The organism is Kribbella yunnanensis, assembly GCF_039529655.1.
Classification (GTDB): Bacteria; Actinomycetota; Actinomycetes; order Propionibacteriales; family Kribbellaceae; genus Kribbella; species Kribbella yunnanensis.
The window spans coordinates 536,194-553,519 of the sequence record NZ_BAAANF010000017.1; the positions used below are offsets into that span (position 1 = coordinate 536,194).

The following is a 17,326-nucleotide window of genomic DNA, read 5'->3' on the forward strand; positions in this document are numbered from 1 at the left end:
TTTGCCCTTTCGTGTCGGCGCGAGACAGCGCCCCTGTGAGCTGTGAGACTGGGGCCATGGCGATCTCGGCGAAACTGTTGGGTGAGGACGAGTACGTCGTCGTCAGCACCCGGACGCACTGGAAGGCACTGATCTTCCCGGTGTTCCTGCTGCTCGTGGTGGCCGGCGGTGGCGGCTTCCTGGCGGCGATCGTGCCGGCCGGGAACCTGCAGACCCCGGCCCGGATCGCGATCCTGGCGGTCGGTGTGGTGCTGCTGGTGGCGTTCGCGGCCAAGCCGTTCCTGAACTGGTTCTTCTCCACCTACACGCTGACGAACCGCCGGCTGATCACCCGGCACGGCATCCTCACCCGGACCGGCCGCGACATCCCGCTGATGCGGATCAACGACGTCTCGTACGAGCACGGTCTGATGGACCGCATTCTGCGCTGCGGAACCCTCCACATCGAGTCGGCCGGTGAACGCGGTCAGGTGGTACTGCCCGACGTACCGCATGTCGAGCACGTGCACCTGCAGATGTCCGACCTGCTCTTCGGCGGCCCCGAAGGGCGGCCGGGTGACGGCATCCTCGACGACGAGCAGCCGCCGGAACATCAGCGTCGCAACGCGAAACCGGCCGATCCGGACGAGGGTGGAACCATCTTCAGCTCCGACCGCTAGCGGACGACCGGCAGCTCTCCGGTATCGGGGTCGAGGTCCTTGGCGGGGGCGTGCTCCGGGTGCTCGATCTCGTCGAGGAGGATCTCTTCGCGGAAGACGAACTTGCGGTACGACCAGAACCGGAAGAGCGTGCCGAGCCCCAGGCCGACGAAGTTCGCGGCGATGTTGTCGGACAGCCAGGTGTGCAGGTCGAGCACGTAGCGCGAGAAGGCCAGGCAGCCGGCCGCGATCAGCAGGCCGATGCCGTTCAGCACGAAGAACAGCACGTACTCACGGTGCAGGCCGCTGCGCTCGCGGTGCCGCCAGGTCCAGTACCGGTTGCCGAAGTACGTCGCGACGGTGGCGATCGTGGTGGAGATCAGCTTCGCGGTCAGCGGCTTGTGGTGCAGCATGCCCTCGCCGGAGTCCGCGAGCACCAGCGGGTTGTCGAAGACCAGCCAGTTGTAGATCGGCAGGTCGACGACCAGACCGAGCAGACCGACCAGACCGAACTTGGCCACTTCGTGCACCAGGTGCTCGACCTGGCGGTACAACTTGGTGACGAGCTTCAACGGTCTCCGGCACTTTCTGTGATCAAGCCGCAACGGCGGGGGCTGTCCCACGGTACCCGGCGACCAGTCCTGCGCCGAAATCGTCGGCGCGCTCAGGTGGCCGCCGTACGGGTGGTGATGTATGGACATTAGGCTCACGTTCGTGAAGTTTTCGCGAGATGAGTTGCCGGTCGGAACTCCCGTGGTCGGCATGGTCGGCGGCGGGCAGCTGGCCCGGATGACGCAGGAGACCGCGATCGCGCTCGGCGTGCAGCTGCGGGTGCTGGCCGAGGGGCCGACGGTTTCGGCTGCTCAGGCGGTGGCGGATGCGCCCGTGGGCGACTACAAGGACGCCGAGACGGTACGGCGGTTCGCGGCGGAGTGCGACGTGGTCACGTTCGACCACGAGCACGTGCCGACCGATCTGCTTCGCGCGCTCGAGGCCGAAAACGTAAAGGTTTTCCCGGGACCCGACGCGCTCGTGCACGCGCAGGACAAAGCGGTCATGCGGAGCCGGCTGGACAGCTTCGACGCGCCGTCGCCGGCTCATCAGGTGGTGTCCTCTGCGGCTGAGGTGGCCGACTTCGCCAAGCGGGTCGGCGGGTTCCCGATCATCCTGAAGACCACTCGTGGCGGGTACGACGGCAAGGGCGTGTGGTTCGTCGACGGGCCGGACGATGAAGCGATCGCGGTCGCCTTCAGGAGCGGCGTACCGATCCTGGCCGAGGAGAAGGTCGACTTCGTTCGCGAGCTGTCGGCCATCGTGGCGCGCTCGCCGCACGGGCAGGCCGTCGCGTACCCGATCGTCGAATCCGTTCAGCGGGACGGGATCTGTGTCGAGGTCACCGCGCCTGCTCCCGGGCTCGCTGCTGAGCAGGCTGCGCAGGCTCAGCAGACCGCGCTGCGGATCGCTGGTGAGCTCGGTGTGGTCGGGATCCTCGCGGTCGAGATGTTCGAGGCGCGGGACGGGCGACTGCTGGTCAACGAGCTCGCGATGCGTCCGCACAACACCGGCCACTGGTCGATCGACGGCGCGGTCACCTCGCAGTTCGAGAACCACCTGCGGGCGGTGCTCGATCTGCCACTCGGGTCGCCGGCTGCGCGAGCGCCGTACACGGTGATGGTGAATGTGCTCGGCGGTGATGTCGAGGACATGCATCGCGGGTTGCTGCACTGTATGGCGCGCGATCCGGGGCTGAAGGTTCACTTCTACGGGAAGTCCGTGAAGCCGGGGCGCAAGGTCGGCCACGTGACGGCGTACGGGGACTCGTTGGAGGAAACGCGGGAGCGGGCACGGCATGCGGCGGCTTATCTGACCGGAACGATTGACGAGTAAGGGTTCCTGATGATCGGGATTGTGATGGGGTCGGACTCGGACTGGCCGACGATGAAGGCGGCGGCCGAGGTGTGTGTCGAGTTCGATGTGCCCTTTGAGGCAGACGTCATCTCCGCGCACCGGATGCCGACCGAGATGATCGACTACGGACGGTCAGCTCACGAACGCGGTCTCAAGGTGCTGATCGCCGGCGCCGGCGGGGCCGCGCACCTGCCGGGCATGCTGGCGTCGGTGACCCCGCTGCCGGTGATCGGGGTGCCGGTGCCGCTGAAATACCTCGACGGGATGGACTCGCTGCTGTCGATTGTGCAGATGCCGGCCGGGGTACCGGTCGCGACGGTGTCGATCGGTAACGCCAAGAACGCCGGGCTGCTCGCCGTACGGATCCTGGCCGCCTCGGACGAGAAGCTGCGGGACAAGATGATCGCGTTCCAGGAGTCGCTCGCCGAACTTGCCCGGGGCAAGGGTGCTACGGTGCGTGACGGGGCGACAGACCTGCGTAAATCCTGACCTCGGCCGGTTTTTGACCGGCTTCGTGGGGTAGTCGTCAGATCCCACCCGTTTGTCGTCTAAGGTCGTCGATCGTGACTCCGCCCGCTGATTCGGACACGCAACGCATACCGGTCCGGTATTGGATCTGGTTGTTCGGTGCTGCCGTGTCCCTCCTCGGCGACCTCACGATCACTTTTGCGATCGGCTGGTCAGCCAGTAAGCACGGCGGCAGCGTGGCCGGCCTGATCCTGCTACTCGCCGCTGCGCCACGTGCTGCGCTGCTGCTGGTAGGCGGCGCAGTCGGCGACCGCTTCGGCGCACCGCGCGTGCTGCTGATCAGCTGTACGGCGATGTTCCTCGTCACCGGCGCGCTGGTTCCGGCGACGCTGGCCGCTGGTGAGCCGGTGTGGCTGCTGGTCTGCCTGGCGCTCGTCGTCGGTGTGATCGACGCGTTCTTCCTCCCGTCGTCCCGCGCGATGCCGCGGCTCCTGGTCCCGCCGCAGCAGGTCCCGCGGGCCCTGGCCAGCTTTCAGGTGACCGGAGTCGTCTTCGCAGTCACCGGTACGGCGGTCGGCGGCATCCTCGTCACGTGGTCCGGGCTCACCGCGGCCGCGGCCTTCGACGCAATCACCTTCGCGATCATGATCGCCGTACTGCTGGTCCTGCGGACGTCCACCGCTCCAGCCCCGCCCAACCAGGCAGGCATCTTCAAGTCAATCGCCGAAGGCCTCCGAATCGCCTTCGGCAAACCCCTGACCCGGGCGTTGTTGATCACGATGACCCTCGCGGCCGGCCTGCTGATGCCAATGGACTCCCTAGTCCTGCCCCTGCTAGCCCGTCACCACGAATGGGACGCCAAGACGGCTGGCCTGGTCATCGCCACCCGCAGCCTCGGCGTCGGCGTCGTCTCAGTCCGCATCCTCGTCCGCGGCGCCTTCCAGCGCCCCGGCGTAGTAGCCATGCTCGGCCTCTTCGGCGCCGCCATCGGCTACATCGGCCTCTCGATCGTCGACTCCATCCCCCTCACCATCGCCGCCGCCATCATCAGCGGAATAGGCGTAGGCGCCTTCACAGGCCACGTGTTGCCGCTCCTGATGAACTCAGTAGAACGCGGCTACCAGTCCCGCCTGCAGTCGGTCATAGTCCTCTGCCAAAGCCTCGCCCTGGTAGTCATGAACCCCCTCCTCGGCTGGATCTCCGACCAGTCCGTAGGCATCACCGGCGTCTGCCTAGGAATCGGAGTGGCCGTAGCCCTAATCGGCGCAGTAGCCCTAAGCCGCCGAGTAATCCGCACCGCCACCGTCTCCTAACCCCGCCCGCCCCCTTCCCCATCTGCTGGGTTCACCCATCCGCTTGTGGGTTCTGTACTCGCATGCGGGTGGGGAACCCGCAACCTCATGGGGGAACCTACGAGATGGACCGGGCCGGAGTCGGGTCACCTGCCGACCGAGTCTTCCCCGCACGGCAACCAAAGCCCGGTCACCCCAGGCAGCGTGGAGCCGCGGTCACCGCCCCGGGGGACCGAGATCGTGGGTCGGCGATCACCTTGGGCACCCATCAACCATCTGAGCCCCGCCGAAACGGTTGAACGGTGCTCAAGGTCGACCGGGGCGGCTCACCTTGAGCACCTCTTGACCACCTTTCGGGCGCGCAGATGGGTGAACCGTGCTCAACGTCGTACCGGCTTGTGTGGAGGGTTAGGGCTTGCCGGGGGCTCGGTAGGTCCAGCCGGCGGCTCGCCACTTGGCGGCGTCCAGGAGGAGGCGGGCGTCGATGATGACGGGGGACTCGACGGAGCCGCGGAGGGCGGCTGGGTCGAGCTCGCGGAATTCGGGCCACTCGGTCAGGTGGAGTACGGCGTGGGCGCCGATGCAGGCCTCGGCGGCGGAGGAGGCGTAGCGCAGGGTCGGGCGGACCTTGCGGGCGTTCTCCATGGCCTCGGGGTCGTAGACGGTGACGGTGGCGCCGTGCAGGGAGATGCGGCCGGCCACGTCGAGGGCGGGCGAGTCGCGGACATCGTCCGTACCGGCCTTGAAGGCGGCACCGAGGACGGCGACGTTCTTGCCGGCCCAGACCCCACCGAGCATCTCGTGGGTGATGTCGACGAGACCGGCGCGGCGGCGCTGGTTGATGTCGTCGACCTCGCGCAGCAGCGTGATGACCTCTTCGACACCGAGTTCACCGGCGCGGTGCATGAACGCGCGCAGGTCCTTCGGGAGGCAGCCACCGCCGTACCCGGGACCGGCGTACAGCATCCCGCGGCCGATCCGCTTGTCGTAACCCAGCGCGTCGGCCAACTGGGTCACATCGGCACCGGTCGCGTCGGCCATCTCGGCGAGCGCGTTGATGAACGAGATCTTCGTGGCCAGGAAGGCGTTCGCTCCGCCCTTGACCAGCTCGGCGGTCGGCAGGTTGCAGACGACTACCGGCGTACCCTCGCCGATCGGCGTCGCGAAGACCTCGCGCAACCGCGCTTCCGCCTCCGCCGACTGCACACCGAAGACCAGCCGGTCCGGGTGCAGGGTGTCGTCGACCCCGTGCGCCTCGCGGAGGAACTCCGGCTGCCAGGCGATCTCGATACCGGTACCCGCGGGGGCCTCGGCGTGGAGCCGCGCTTCGACGACCTTCGACGTACCGACCGGGACGGTCGAGCGGCCGACGACCAGCGTGGGGCGGGTCAGCAGCGGTGCGAGCATCGAGACGACCGAGTGCACCTGGGTCAGGTCGGCGGCCTCGCTGCCCTCCAGTTGCGGGGTGCCGACGCAGATGAAGTGCACGTCGGCCCAGTCGGCGATCTCGGTGTAGTCCTTGGTGAACCGCAGCCGGCCGGAGTCGACGTGCTTCTTCAGCAGCGGGTCCAGGCCGGGCTCGTACAGCGGCGCCTTGCCGTCGTTCAGCAGCTTCAGCCGGTGCTCGTCGATCTCGACCCCGACGACGTCGAAGCCGAACTCGGCCATCCCGGCAGCGGTGTTCGCGCCGAGGTAGTTGGTGCCGATCACGGCGATCCGCAGCGGGCGGGAGGTCGCTTCACTCATGCCGGGGACTCTACCCACCGCGGTTATCGCCCGGTGACCGGCTCATGGCCAAAGGCCATCACACCGTGCGCTGTTGGTCACTTTCGGCGTCCGGCAACTCCCGGTACGGCGCGGTCCGTCGTACTGTGTGACTCGTGAGTAACTCATTCGACCTGTACGCGCTGTCCGAGGAGCACGAGGCGATCCGGGAGGCGGTCCGCGACGTCTGCGACGCCAAGGTCGCGCCGAACGCCGGTGACGTGGACGAGCTGGCCGAGTTCCCGAAGGCGTCGTACGACGCGCTGAAGGCCTCGGACTTCCACGCCCCGCACATCCCCGAGCAGTACGGCGGCGCCGGGGCGGATGCACTCGCGACCGTGATCGTGATCGAGGAGGTCGCCCGGGCCTGCGCCTCGACCTCGCTGATCCCGGCCGTCAACAAGCTCGGCTCGCTGCCGCTGCTGCTGTCCGCCTCCGAGGAGGTCAAGCAGCGCTACCTGCCGCCGGTGGCCGCCGGTGACGCGATGTTCTCGTACTGCCTGTCCGAGCCCGAGGCCGGTTCGGACGCAGCGTCGATGAAGACCCGCGCGGTGCTGGACGGCGACCACTACGTCCTGAACGGCGTGAAGCGCTGGATCACCAACGCCGGCGTCAGCGAGTACTACACGGTCTTCGCGGTCACTGACCCGGACGCCCGCTCGCGCGGCATCTCGGCGTTCGTGGTGGAGAAGTCCGACGACGGTGTGTCGTTCGGTGCTCCCGAGAAGAAGCTCGGCATCAAGGGCTCCCCGACCCGCGAGGTCTACCTCGACAACGTCCGGATCCCGGTCGATCGCCTGATCGGCTCTGAGGGCACGGGCTTCGCCACCGCGATGGCCACGCTCGACCACACCCGCGTGACGATCGCCGCCCAGGCCCTCGGTATCGCCCAGGGTGCACTCGACTACGCGCTCGGCTATGTCCAGGAGCGCAAGCAGTTCGGCAAGGCGATCGCCGAGTTCCAGGGCCTCCAGTTCATGCTCGCCGACATGGGCATGAAGATCGAAGCCGCCCGCCAGCTCACCTACGCCGCCGCCGCCAAGTCCGAGCGCGGCGACGCCAACCTCACCTACTTCGGCGCCGCCGCCAAGTGCTTCGCCTCCGACGTAGCCATGGCCGTCACCACCGACGCCGTCCAACTCCTAGGCGGCTACGGCTACACCCACGACTACCCCGTCGAACGCATGATGCGCGACGCCAAAATCACCCAAATCTACGAAGGCACCAACCAGGTCCAACGAATCGTCATGGCCCGCCAGTTGCTCAAGGGCCTCGCCTAAAGGACACCACCTCCGGCGGCGACAGTACTTCTGGCGCCTCCGGCGCGGGCACGCAACGCGATCCCGCCCACCGCCGATCCGCGGGAACACGCGGTGAGGCGGCTCGGCTGGCGGCGGGTCTGACCGATCCGAGGATGGCCGCGAATTCGACGTACGCGTTAGTCGGAAAGAAATGGGCAAATGGCGCCCAAAAGTTACCGACCAACGAGCTGTCGGCTTCGGATTGCGGGGTTCGGTCGACACGTCGTGGTGCGCTGGCGGACCCCTCGATCCGGATAATGGGGGCAAAGTCTGGGGGGGGGGGGCTGATGCGTACACGGGTTCTTGTGGTGGGGTTGCTGGTGCTGGTGGTTGCAGCAGGGGGCTGGTTTTTAGGGGTGCGGCACGGTGATGGGCCGTTGGGGGACAGTGGGCGGGGGAGCAAGGTCTGCGCCCCAGCCGGCGAGTCGGTGGACGCGACTGTCGGCCATATGTACCTGAGGAACGGTAGCTCGGCGGCGGTTCGGATCACGGCGGTTGAGCTGATCGGCGCTCGTAATCTCGAAAACGCGGGTGCGTTCCTCGTTCCCGATCCGATGGAGTCGGGCAGTAAGTCCGGTTGGGACTTCGGCGATGGGCCCTTCACTGGCGATGCGAGCCAGGTCAGGTTGGCGGTCGACGCCGAGCTCGCTGGGAAAGCGGAGACCTCGCTGGTGGTTCACGTTCAGCGGCCTGACGTTCTCGGCGAGGGGTACTTGGAGGGTGTCCGCGTGGAGTACACCACCGGCCTGCGCCGCTACGCCTACGAAACGGGGCCGGAACACATCTTCCGCCCGGGGAAGTGCTAGCTGTCATGTACGGCGGTTGCCGTCGCGATCGCGGAGGCTGTAGCCGAAGGTTCGGTCTAGGGCTATGTGCGTCAGCCAGCCGAGGGGTGCGGTGAAGAGGGGGACCCAGTCGCCTAGTAGGCCGGCGCTGTAGATCACTAGGACAGCTAGTGGGATCCATGGTCGGTGGACGAGGTTGTAGTAGCGGCCGCCGATGAGCAGGGGGAGGTCGGGGGCGATCAGGAAGAGGAGTGCGGCGATCAGTGCGGGGATGCCGTGGTTGATGACCTCGAGGACGGTGAACGCCAGGAGGAAGAGCGCCAGGGCGGCCCAGGCCACCCGTTGGACGACAGACATTGGACTCCCAGGTGGCGGCTGACCGTTGGCAGCAGCACCCTATGGCAGCTAGCTGACAGATCGCCCCTAGACCGACCAGATGTCCAGGGGGAGGGGGCACTCCGGCTCGGTGGCGGCGTCGGCGAGGTCGTAGGCGACCATCGGGCAGCGGGTGCAGTAGAGCAGGCCGTCGCCCGGATCGGTCACGAAGTCGTGACCGGTCGTGGTGCCGGTGGGGCTTGGCACGTTGGTCTCGTTCAACAAGTCAGTCCGAACTGCCGGTGCGGGCTCTCGTCTGGACATCGCTGGAGGTCAAGCGTTCGTTACAGGGACTCCGGACCTTCACGCGACCGCAATGAAGCCCTGCGAGGGCGGTACCCATCCCTCAATCACGCATAGGGCCGGGTACCGGTGGATCAGTCACGGGGCCTGAGCGAAGGGGTATCTGATGATGTTCGTGTTGTGGCTCATCGCCGCGATCCTGGTGATCTCCGGGATCGTCTCGATCGTGCGGGGCGCGCTGACCTGGGGGATCGTGCTGATCGTGGTCGGACTGCTGGTCGGCCCAGGTGGCGTCAGCATCTTCACGTAGCCGAAACGGTGCCATGAGGCGTTGGGCGCGGGTGCGCGCGTTGCTGTTGGTGAATCTGGGGTTGTTCGCGCTCTTCCTCATCGGTGTCCTGCTGACTGGGCATGCGCATGAGAACGGGGAACTGGCTGATCATGGGCAGGCGGCGCAGTCGTTGGTCCAGTACGCCGGTTCTTCGTCGTTCGGGGAGACGGTCTTCGAGAACTGGGAGTCGGAGTTCTTGCAGATGGGGATGTACGTGTTGCTCACGACATTCCTGATCCAGAAGGGCTCTGCGGAGTCGCGGCCGATCGATGAGGCTTCGCCGCAGGACGAGGATCCGCGGGATCACCGCGATGATCCGCAGGCCCCTTGGCCGGTGCGGCATGGGTCGGAGTTGGTGTTGCGGTTGTACGAGAACTCGTTGGCGATCGCGTTCGGGATCGTGTTCCTGCTGTCGTTCTGGCTGCATGCGGTGACCGGGGCGGGCGCTTACAGCGAGGATCAACAGCTTCACGGTGGTACGGCGGTCAGTGCGTGGCAGTACGTCGGTACGTCGCAGTTCTGGTTCGAGTCGTTCCAGAACTGGCAGAGCGAGTTCCTCGCGGTTGCCGCGATCGTCGGTGGATCCATCTACCTGCGGCAGCGGAAGTCGTCGCAGTCCAAACCCGTTCATGCGCCCAACAGCCAAACAGGGGAATGAATGCGACTTCGTCGTAGTCATCCCGACAAACCCGGTTTCAGTCGCCGGGGGCATGGCCGTGGCTTCTCCTACTTGGATGCCAAGGGCAACGTGATCCGCGATCCCGATGTCGTCGAGCGGATCCGGTCGCTGGCCATTCCCCCGGCCTGGACCGAGGTGTGGATCTGCCCGCACCCGAACGGTCACCTCCAGGCGCTCGGCACCGACGAGGCCGGGCGGCGGCAGTACCTGTACCACGACGACTGGCGTACGGCGCAGGATGCCGACAAGCACGATCGAGTCCGCCAACTGTCTCGCCGGCTGCCGGCGTTCCGGGAATCGGTCGACGCGGATCTGTGTACCCGCGGTCTGAGCCGCCAGAAGGTCCTGGCCGTCGCGCTGCGGATGCTCGACTACGGCGTCTTCCGGACCGGCAACACCGAGTACGCCGACGACTACGGCAGCCGCGGTGCCGCCACGCTGCTGCGTGAGGACGTGCGGGTGAGCAAGGGCAAGGTGGTCTTCGACTTCGTCGCGAAGGGCGGTGTGCAGCGCACGCTCGAACTCGAGGACACCCGCCTCGCCACCGCGGTGCGTTCGCTGAAACGCGGTCGCCACAAGAGTCCGCTCCTGCTCGTCTACCGCGACAAGGACGGCTACCACGAGATCGACGCCGACGATGTCAACGAACGCTTCCAGGAGCTCGTCGGCGACGACTACACCGTGAAGGACCTCCGGACCTGGACGGCGACCGTGCATGCCGCCGTCGACCTGGCCGAAGCCGACCCGCCGACCACGAAGAAGGCCCTCAACGAGGCGATCGGCGACATGCTGGAGGAGGTCTCGGACCATCTCGGCAATACGCCGGCCGTCGCCAGGACGTCGTACGTCGATCCTCGCGTGATCGAGCAGTACGAGCACGGCCACACCATCACCACCGCCGTCCACCGCGCCGGCACCGACCTCGAGGACCCCAAGACCAGAGCCACTCTCGAACGCGCCACCAACCGTCTCCTCGACCGCGACTCCCGCTGACCCTCCGTACGGCGATTGCCGCCGGGCGGTCTGGGTACCGGCAGACGACTCGTCAGGCAGGGGCGGGTTTGGCATGTAGTGGCGGAGGTCGCGAACCATGACGGTTCTGGAACACGAGACGTACGAACCAGCGAACGATCCGGGGGTGCGCCTGGAGCGCGCCGGCACCCAGGTACGGATAGTGATCGACGCACAGCTGAGCGAGGTGGTGTCGTCCGCGACTCGCGAGCTCCTGGTGGATGCCTGCGACCGGCGGACCCGCCGGATCGTGATCTCGCTCGAGGCCGGGCTCGGTCCGGTCGATCACGAGATCCTGCCGCACCTGCTGGACGTGGCCGAACGGCGTTGCTGGTCGGCCAGCTGCCATCTGGACGTGACCGCGTCCACTCCCGAGGTCTCGGAGTTGCTGGAGACCTTGGGTTTCTGACGGAAAGAGGAGATTCGTGACGATGCCGCAGGCCGAGGCCCGGCCGCTGAGTGACGACGAACTGCAGGGGATCGACGCCTACTGGCGCGCCGCCAACTACCTGTCGGTGGGTCAGATCTACCTGCTGGCGAACCCGTTGCTGAAGGAGCCGTTGCGGCCGGAGCACATCAAGCCGCGGCTGCTCGGCCATTGGGGTACGACGCCTGGGCTGAACCTGGTCTACACCCACCTCAACCGCGTGATCCGGCAGCGTGATCGGCACCTGATGGCGGTGATCGGCCCCGGTCACGGCGGCCCGGCGATCGTGGCGAACACCTGGCTCGAGGGCAGTTGGACCGAGGCGTATCCCAACACCACGCAGGATGAGCAGGGGATGGCCCGGCTGTTCAAGCAGTTCTCGTTCCCCGGCGGCATCCCCAGCCATGTCGCGGCCGACGTCCCCGGCTCGATCAACGAGGGCGGTGAGCTGGGCTATTCGCTGAGTCACGCGTACGGCGCTGCTGCCGACAGCCCGGACCTCATCGTGGCCTGTGTGGTTGGTGATGGCGAGGCCGAGACCGGCCCGCTGGCGGCGTCGTGGCACTCGAACAAGTTCCTCAACCCCGCGCGGGATGGCGCCGTACTGCCGATCCTGCATCTGAACGGCTACAAGATCGCCAACCCGACTGTGCTGGCGCGGATCGGCGACGAGGAGCTGACGTCGCTGCTGCGCGGGTACGGTCACGAGCCGTATCTCGTCGAGGGTTCGGATCCGGCGGTCGTGCATCAGGCGATGGCGGCCGCGCTGGACGCGTGTCTGGATCGGATCGACGAGATCCAGCGCGAGGCACGGTCGGCGGACACGCCACCGACGAGAGTCGCCTGGCCGATGATCGTGCTGCGAACGCCGAAGGGGTGGACTGGTCCGGCGATCGTTGACGGCGAACCGATCGAAGACACCTGGCGGGCCCATCAGGTGCCGTTGTCCGGCGTCCGCACGGACGAGGACCATCTGCGCCAACTGGAGTCCTGGCTGCGCAGCTATCGGCCGGAAGAGTTGTTCGACGACATCGGTCGACCGGTTGACAGCCTGCTGGAGCTCGCGCCGAGTCCGCAGTTGCGAATGGGCTCCTCGCCACATGCCAACGGTGGGCTGGTCGCGCGTGATCTCGTGCTGCCGCCGGTCGCGGAGTACGCCGTACCGGTGAAGGCACCCGGTGCCGAGGATGGTGAGCCAACGAAGGTGTTCGGAGCCTTCCTCCGAGACACCGTCGTGCTGAATCCCAGTAATTTAAGGCTTTTCGGGCCGGATGAGACCGAGTCGAATCGGCTGAACGCGGTCTATGACGTGACGGACAAGGCCTGGCTGGCCAACCGCCGGGAGACCGATGAGCACCTCGCTGCTGACGGCCGGGTGTTCGAGATCCTCAGTGAGCACACGTGTCAGGGCTGGCTGGAGGGTTACCTGCTGACCGGCCGGCACGGGGTCTTCTCGTCGTACGAGGCCTTTGTGCACATCGTGGATTCGATGGTGAACCAGCACGCGAAGTGGCTGAAGACGATCAATCGGGTGGGCTGGCGGCAGCCGATCCCGTCGCTGAACTACCTGCTCACCTCGCATGTCTGGCGCCAGGACCACAATGGTTTCTCGCATCAGGATCCAGGGTTCATCGACCATGTGGTGAACAAGAAGGCGGAGGTCGTGCGGGTCTACCTGCCGCCGGACGCGAACACGTTGCTCTCGACAATGGATCACTGCCTGCGGACCCGCAACTACATCAACGTCGTTGTCGCAGGCAAGCAACCGCAGCCGAACTGGCTGGACTGGGAGTCGGCCGCTCTGCATTGCGCACGGGGCATCGGGGTCTGGGACTTCGCCAGCAACGACAACGGTGATCCGGATGTGGTGATGGCCTGCGCGGGCGACGTACCGACGATGGAGACGCTTGCTGCGGTCAGCCTGCTAAGAGAACACCTGCCAGAGTTGCGGATCCGCGTGGTGAACGTGGTGGACCTGATGCGTTTGCAGGATGCGACCGAGCATCCGCACGGGTTGCCGGACCGGGAGTTCGACGCGTTGTTCACCACCGACAAGCCGATCATCTTCGCGTACCACGGCTATCCGTGGCTGATCCATCGGCTGACCTACCGCCGGAACGGGCACGACAACCTGCACGTGCGCGGCTACATCGAGGAGGGTACGACGACCACGCCGTTCGACATGGTGGTTCTGAACAACCTCGACCGCTATCACCTGGCGATGGACGTGATCGACCGGGTGCCGTCACTCGGGACGCGGGCGGTGTCGACCCGGCAGTACTTCGCGGATCAGCGGACTCGGCATCGCGCGTATGTCACCGAACACGGCGAAGACATGCCGGAGGTCCGGGACTGGCGATGGACCTCCTGATCGTCAACGCCGGGTCCTCCAGCCTCAAACTGCGAGTGCTCGGCCCGAACGACGCCGTACTGGACGAGCGATCCATCTCGGACTGGGACGGATCCGGCGACGCGTTGTCGGAGCTGAAGGCGGACGCGATCGTCCACCGAGTCGTCCATGGCGGCTCGCGGTTCGAGGGCGCGGTGCTGGTGGACGACGAGGTGGAGGCGGCGATCGAGGAATTGGTGCCCTTGGCCCCTTTGCATCAACCGCGAGCCCTCGAACTGATCCGGGCGTCGCGGCAGGGCGATCGTCCCGTGCTCGCCTGCTTCGACACGTCGTACCACCGCAGTCTCCCGGCGGCCGCGGCGACGTACGCGCTGCCGGGGGAGTGGCGGGAGCGATTCGGCCTGCGCAAGTACGGCTTCCACGGCCTCTCCCACGAGTACGTCGCGCACTCGGTCGACGCACCGCGGATCGTGAGCTGCCATCTCGGTGCTGGTGCATCGCTGTGCGCTATCAAGAACGGGATCTCCGTGGACACCACGATGGGGTTCACGCCGGTCGACGGGTTGGTGATGGCGACGCGATCGGGTTCGGTTGATCCCGGTCTGCTGCTGTGGTTGCAGACGACCGGCGGGCTCAAGGCCGACGAGATTGCGGATGCTCTTGAGCACGAGTCCGGTCTGCTTGGGCTGACCGGCTCCGGCGATCTGGAGGAGATCCTGGCCGGGTTGCATGGCGACCGCAATCGGCTCGGGTACGACGTCTATCTGCATCGACTCGTCGGCGAGATCGCCCGGATGGTCGCCGCGCTGGGAGGTGTCGACGCGCTGGTCTTCACCGGCGGTGTCGGCGAGCACTCCGCGCCAGTGCGGGCAGCTGCCTGTCGCGCACTCGACTGGCTCGGTATCGTCCTCGACGCCGAGGCGAACGAGACCGGCGCCCACCTCATCACCGCAACCGGGTCGCCGGTCCGGGCGTACGTCGTACCGGCTCGCGAGGACCTTACGATGGCCGCCCAGGCCCGCCAACTGCTCGACCGGTGAATACCTGGAAATCGGGTACCGGGAGGCATGAGCTACCTGAGCAGGCGCCTGGCCGGCGTCGCTGCGGTGCTGGTCGTCGTGCTGAGCGGATTCTTCCTGACCGCCGGCCTTGCCGCAGCGGCCGTGGCACCCACGCCCACGCCGACGGCAACACCGAACAACCCCAAGGACGCCGATGCTGACGACTACAACCGCGCGTCCTGGGTGGTGATCGGAGCCGTAGCCGTGGTCGTCATCATCGGAGCCGGTACCTTCTGGATGGTGCGGAGCCGGCGGGTCGATCTGGTGGAGGCGAATCACCCCGACGACGATCATCAGACCTGACCATGCGAGATCATCGGTGTCGTGCTCAGACCTTGGCTCGCGATACCCGTCGTACTGGCGTTGGGTCTCGGCGTTCGGGCGTTCGCCGATGGTGACTTCGCCAAGTACGCGGGCGTCGCGCTCTACACCACGCTGATCTACGCGCTGGTGTCCTTCTGGCTGCGTCCACTGTGGGCAGCAGTCGCGGCCACGGGTTTCAGTTGGGCAGTGGAGTTCTTCCAGCTCACCGGCATCCCCGCTGAGCTGGAAGAGCGCAGCAGTCTCGCCCACCTGGTGCTGGGGTCGACTTTCAACGCACCCGACCTCCTCTGGTACGCCGTCGGTGCGGGATTAGGAGTGTTGATCGTCAAGCGAGAGCACAGGTCTGCCCGTTGACGGTGAACGTGGTTGGCGGGTTGTTGGTGCCTGTGTGAGTGCCGTTGAAGCCGATGTCGACTGTCGCGCCGGGAGCGATGGTGGCGTTCCAGGAGCCTGGCACCGGGGTTCCGGTGACCTTTGTGCCGGACTGAGTCCAGTTGGCGTTCCAGCCGCTCTGGACGGTTTGGCCGTTGGCGAAGTCGAACGAGAGTGCCCAGTTGGTCAGCGGTGTCGTTGAGGTGTTGGTCAGCTTCAGCGAGGCGGTGAAGCCGGTGTTCCAGCTGTTCACCGAGTAGCCGACCTTGCAGCCGCCTGGTGGGGTGGTCGAGCCGGTCGTGGTGACCGACAGGGCCGCCGACGGTGCCGAAACGTTGCCTGCGGCATCTTTCGCCCGGACGGTGAACGAGTACGTCGTGTTGGCGGTGAGGCCGGTTGCGGTGAAGCTCGTGGTCGCGGAGCTACCGGCCAGGGTGGTACCGCGGTAGATGTCATAGCTCGTGACGCCGACGTTGTCGGTCGAAGCGGTCCACGTCAGTGCGGCCGAGGTGTTCGTGACCGAGCCGGCCGTCAGCCCGGTCGGTGCCGAGGGCGGTGTCGGGTCCGTCGGGCTGGGGCCGCCGCCGATCACCGGGTAGGCGTTCTGGACCAGTTGAACGAACTGTGCCTCGAACCAGTGACCGGACAGCGGCGCGTCCGGCAGGGCACCGGTGAGCTGGTTGCCCAGCTTCGGTGAGACGAACGTCGGGTCGCACATCCGGTCGAAGCCCTTGCCCTCGTCGTTCGGGATGTCGGTGGATGCGCCGTCGGACTCACCCGGCGGCTTGATCCACACGAACGCGTCGAGATGCGACCCGGCGTAGCCACTGGGCGTGGACTGCGGACGCTCGCCGATACCGGCACCGGACGGGTTGCACCAGGCACCTCGGTGGATGCGCCGGTCGACGCGGGACTGGTCGACGTACGTGTTCAGGTCCGTGCTGGTCGACGCGGCGGTCGGGCGGGCTGCGCCACCCCAGCCGTTCCGGGAGGTGTCGACGAGCAAGCCGGTGGTAGCCGGGAACCCTTCCGCGATCAGCAGGTTGTAGAGATGCGCAGTCCAGTCGGCCTCGTCGAAGTCGAAGTTCCACTCGTAGTACTTGGCGGAGCGAACCGGGTTGCCGCCGACGGTCAGCGACGGGTTCGGCAGGTACGGCTCGACCAGTGGCGTCGTGTTCGCGGTGTTGGTCACGAAGCCGTCGACGGAGGCGTAGCCGGCCTGGGTCGTCCGGGCCACCTCGGCGAAGAGCTTCGCGGATGGTCCGGCATTGCTGTCCCAGCCGAGCCAGCCTGAGTGCGCGGCGTCGAGGTAGTTGTAGACGTTCGGGATCGCGTGCAGCTTGTCCAGCGCGTACTTGACGCCCTCACGGTAGAAAGGCGCTGCCTGCTGGCAGGGCTGATGCGAGATGTTCGTGACCAGGTTCGGCAGTGAGTCCGGCTCGATCGTGGCCGCGATCCGGAGGTTCTGGTACTTCGGGTCGGCCAGGATCGCCGCGATCGCGTCGATGTACTCGGTCTTGTACCGCGCCAGTCCGGCGGCGGTCGCGGGGAGTTCGCCGTTCGACGCGAGGGCGTAGCAGTCACGGCCGGGCAGGTCGTAAATCACCAGGTTCACGACCAGCGGCGTACCGGACTGTTTCTGCAGCAGGGCTTGGTCCAGATGGAAGCGCAGCCCGTTACCGGCGGTGTTGCCGGCGATCGCGCTGATCCGGTCCATCCAGACTGCGGTCGGCTGTGTCTTGACCGCGCGCATCTTGGTGGCAAGGGCAGGATCGGAGGCTCGGGTGGCCGCGCCTTCGACGAGCGCTGCCCAGCTGGGGTTCACATATTGGGTCGCGCCGGCGTACGGGTTGTCGACGTGCGGCTCGGCAGCACTGGCGCTCAGGGCGGTAAGCGGCAGGGCGACCAGGGCGGTCGCTAGGGCGGTGGTGGCGGCGAACAGCCGCCTGGGAGTTCTGGACACGCGGTCCTCCTCGAGGATCGGTCGATAGCTGCCC

General features: G+C 66.8%; 19 protein-coding genes. 14 read left to right on the forward strand and 5 right to left on the reverse strand.

The genetic code is table 11. The annotated features are described in order from the left end of the window. Positions 1-56: 56 nt before the first annotated feature. Complete coding sequence (locus ABD231_RS25890) at positions 57-659, forward strand: PH domain-containing protein (RefSeq protein ID WP_344157197.1); 603 nt, start codon at positions 57-59, stop codon at positions 657-659. Here ABD231_RS25890 and ABD231_RS25895 read toward each other — a convergent pair. Next, positions 656-1,210: a GtrA family protein gene (locus tag ABD231_RS25895; protein ID WP_344157200.1), complete on the reverse strand. Its 555-nt coding sequence runs from the start codon at positions 1,208-1,210 to the stop codon at positions 656-658. The two genes, ABD231_RS25890 and ABD231_RS25895, sit on opposite strands and share 4 nt — an antisense overlap. A gap of 142 nt (positions 1,211-1,352) precedes the next feature. Here ABD231_RS25895 and ABD231_RS25900 point away from each other — a divergent pair, with 142 nt between their 5' ends. From ABD231_RS25900 to ABD231_RS25910, 3 genes are all read left to right on the forward strand, one after another. Further along, positions 1,353-2,525: a 5-(carboxyamino)imidazole ribonucleotide synthase gene (locus ABD231_RS25900; RefSeq protein ID WP_344157203.1), complete on the forward strand. Its 1,173-nt coding sequence runs from the start codon at positions 1,353-1,355 to the stop codon at positions 2,523-2,525. A gap of 9 nt (positions 2,526-2,534) precedes the next feature. Then, on the forward strand, positions 2,535-3,035 hold the full coding sequence (gene purE / locus ABD231_RS25905; protein ID WP_344157206.1) for a 5-(carboxyamino)imidazole ribonucleotide mutase: 501 nt from the start codon (positions 2,535-2,537) through the stop codon (positions 3,033-3,035). Between the two features lie 74 nt (positions 3,036-3,109). Further along, the gene (locus ABD231_RS25910) at positions 3,110-4,327 is read left to right on the forward strand and encodes an MFS transporter (RefSeq protein WP_344157209.1); all 1,218 of its coding nucleotides are present in this window, start codon (positions 3,110-3,112) and stop codon (positions 4,325-4,327) included. Between the two features lie 387 nt (positions 4,328-4,714). Here the strand turns inward: ABD231_RS25910 and ABD231_RS25915 are convergent, their stop codons facing one another. Continuing rightward, positions 4,715-6,052: a UDP-glucose dehydrogenase family protein gene (locus ABD231_RS25915; protein WP_344157211.1), complete on the reverse strand. Its 1,338-nt coding sequence runs from the start codon at positions 6,050-6,052 to the stop codon at positions 4,715-4,717. Between the two features lie 134 nt (positions 6,053-6,186). On the opposite strand from ABD231_RS25915, the gene ABD231_RS25920 reads away from it, so the two are divergent. Beyond that, complete coding sequence (locus ABD231_RS25920; RefSeq protein WP_344157214.1) at positions 6,187-7,350, forward strand: acyl-CoA dehydrogenase family protein; 1,164 nt, start codon at positions 6,187-6,189, stop codon at positions 7,348-7,350. A 470-nt stretch (positions 7,351-7,820) separates the two neighbouring features. Continuing rightward, the gene (locus tag ABD231_RS25925; protein WP_344157217.1) at positions 7,821-8,177 is read left to right on the forward strand and encodes a hypothetical protein; all 357 of its coding nucleotides are present in this window, start codon (positions 7,821-7,823) and stop codon (positions 8,175-8,177) included. 3 nt (positions 8,178-8,180) lie between these two features. Here ABD231_RS25925 and ABD231_RS25930 read toward each other — a convergent pair whose 3' ends face one another. Both ABD231_RS25930 and ABD231_RS25935 read right to left on the reverse strand, forming a co-directional pair. Continuing rightward, on the reverse strand, positions 8,181-8,513 hold the full coding sequence (locus tag ABD231_RS25930; RefSeq protein ID WP_344157220.1) for a DUF4260 family protein: 333 nt from the start codon (positions 8,511-8,513) through the stop codon (positions 8,181-8,183). 66 nt (positions 8,514-8,579) lie between these two features. Continuing rightward, positions 8,580-8,738, reverse strand: a complete 159-nt coding sequence (locus tag ABD231_RS25935; protein WP_344157223.1) for a hypothetical protein — start codon at positions 8,736-8,738, stop codon at positions 8,580-8,582. A 202-nt stretch (positions 8,739-8,940) separates the two neighbouring features. Between ABD231_RS25935 and ABD231_RS25940 the strand changes: the two genes are divergently transcribed. The 8 genes from ABD231_RS25940 (at position 8,941) to ABD231_RS25975 (ending at position 15,311) form a co-directional block, all read left to right on the forward strand. Further along, a complete protein-coding gene (locus tag ABD231_RS25940) occupies positions 8,941-9,084 on the forward strand; it encodes a GPGG-motif small membrane protein (RefSeq protein ID WP_344157226.1) in 144 nt (47 codons plus the stop codon). Between the two features lie 13 nt (positions 9,085-9,097). Then, a complete protein-coding gene (locus ABD231_RS25945) occupies positions 9,098-9,763 on the forward strand; it encodes a DUF6766 family protein (protein WP_344157229.1) in 666 nt (221 codons plus the stop codon). Beyond that, positions 9,764-10,777 (forward strand): DNA topoisomerase IB, encoded by a 1,014-nt coding sequence (locus ABD231_RS25950; RefSeq protein WP_344157232.1) that lies wholly within the window; start codon positions 9,764-9,766, stop codon positions 10,775-10,777. A gap of 97 nt (positions 10,778-10,874) precedes the next feature. Continuing rightward, complete coding sequence (locus ABD231_RS25955; RefSeq protein ID WP_344157233.1) at positions 10,875-11,204, forward strand: hypothetical protein; 330 nt, start codon at positions 10,875-10,877, stop codon at positions 11,202-11,204. Between the two features lie 22 nt (positions 11,205-11,226). Continuing rightward, complete coding sequence (locus ABD231_RS25960) at positions 11,227-13,593, forward strand: phosphoketolase family protein (RefSeq protein ID WP_344158208.1); 2,367 nt, start codon at positions 11,227-11,229, stop codon at positions 13,591-13,593. Beyond that, on the forward strand, positions 13,581-14,612 hold the full coding sequence (locus ABD231_RS25965; RefSeq protein WP_344157235.1) for an acetate/propionate family kinase: 1,032 nt from the start codon (positions 13,581-13,583) through the stop codon (positions 14,610-14,612). The genes ABD231_RS25960 and ABD231_RS25965 overlap by 13 nt, the downstream gene beginning before the upstream one ends. Positions 14,613-14,639: 27 nt before the next feature. After that, positions 14,640-14,936, forward strand: coding sequence for a hypothetical protein (locus ABD231_RS25970; RefSeq protein ID WP_344157238.1), 297 nt, complete (start codon positions 14,640-14,642; stop codon positions 14,934-14,936). Between the two features lie 21 nt (positions 14,937-14,957). After that, the gene (locus ABD231_RS25975; protein WP_344157241.1) at positions 14,958-15,311 is read left to right on the forward strand and encodes a ribosomal maturation YjgA family protein; all 354 of its coding nucleotides are present in this window, start codon (positions 14,958-14,960) and stop codon (positions 15,309-15,311) included. On the opposite strand, the gene ABD231_RS25980 is transcribed toward ABD231_RS25975, so the two are convergent. Continuing rightward, a complete protein-coding gene (locus tag ABD231_RS25980; protein WP_344157244.1) occupies positions 15,283-17,292 on the reverse strand; it encodes a glycoside hydrolase family 6 protein in 2,010 nt (669 codons plus the stop codon). The genes ABD231_RS25975 and ABD231_RS25980 overlap by 29 nt on opposite strands. Between the last annotated feature and the right edge of the window lie 34 nt (positions 17,293-17,326).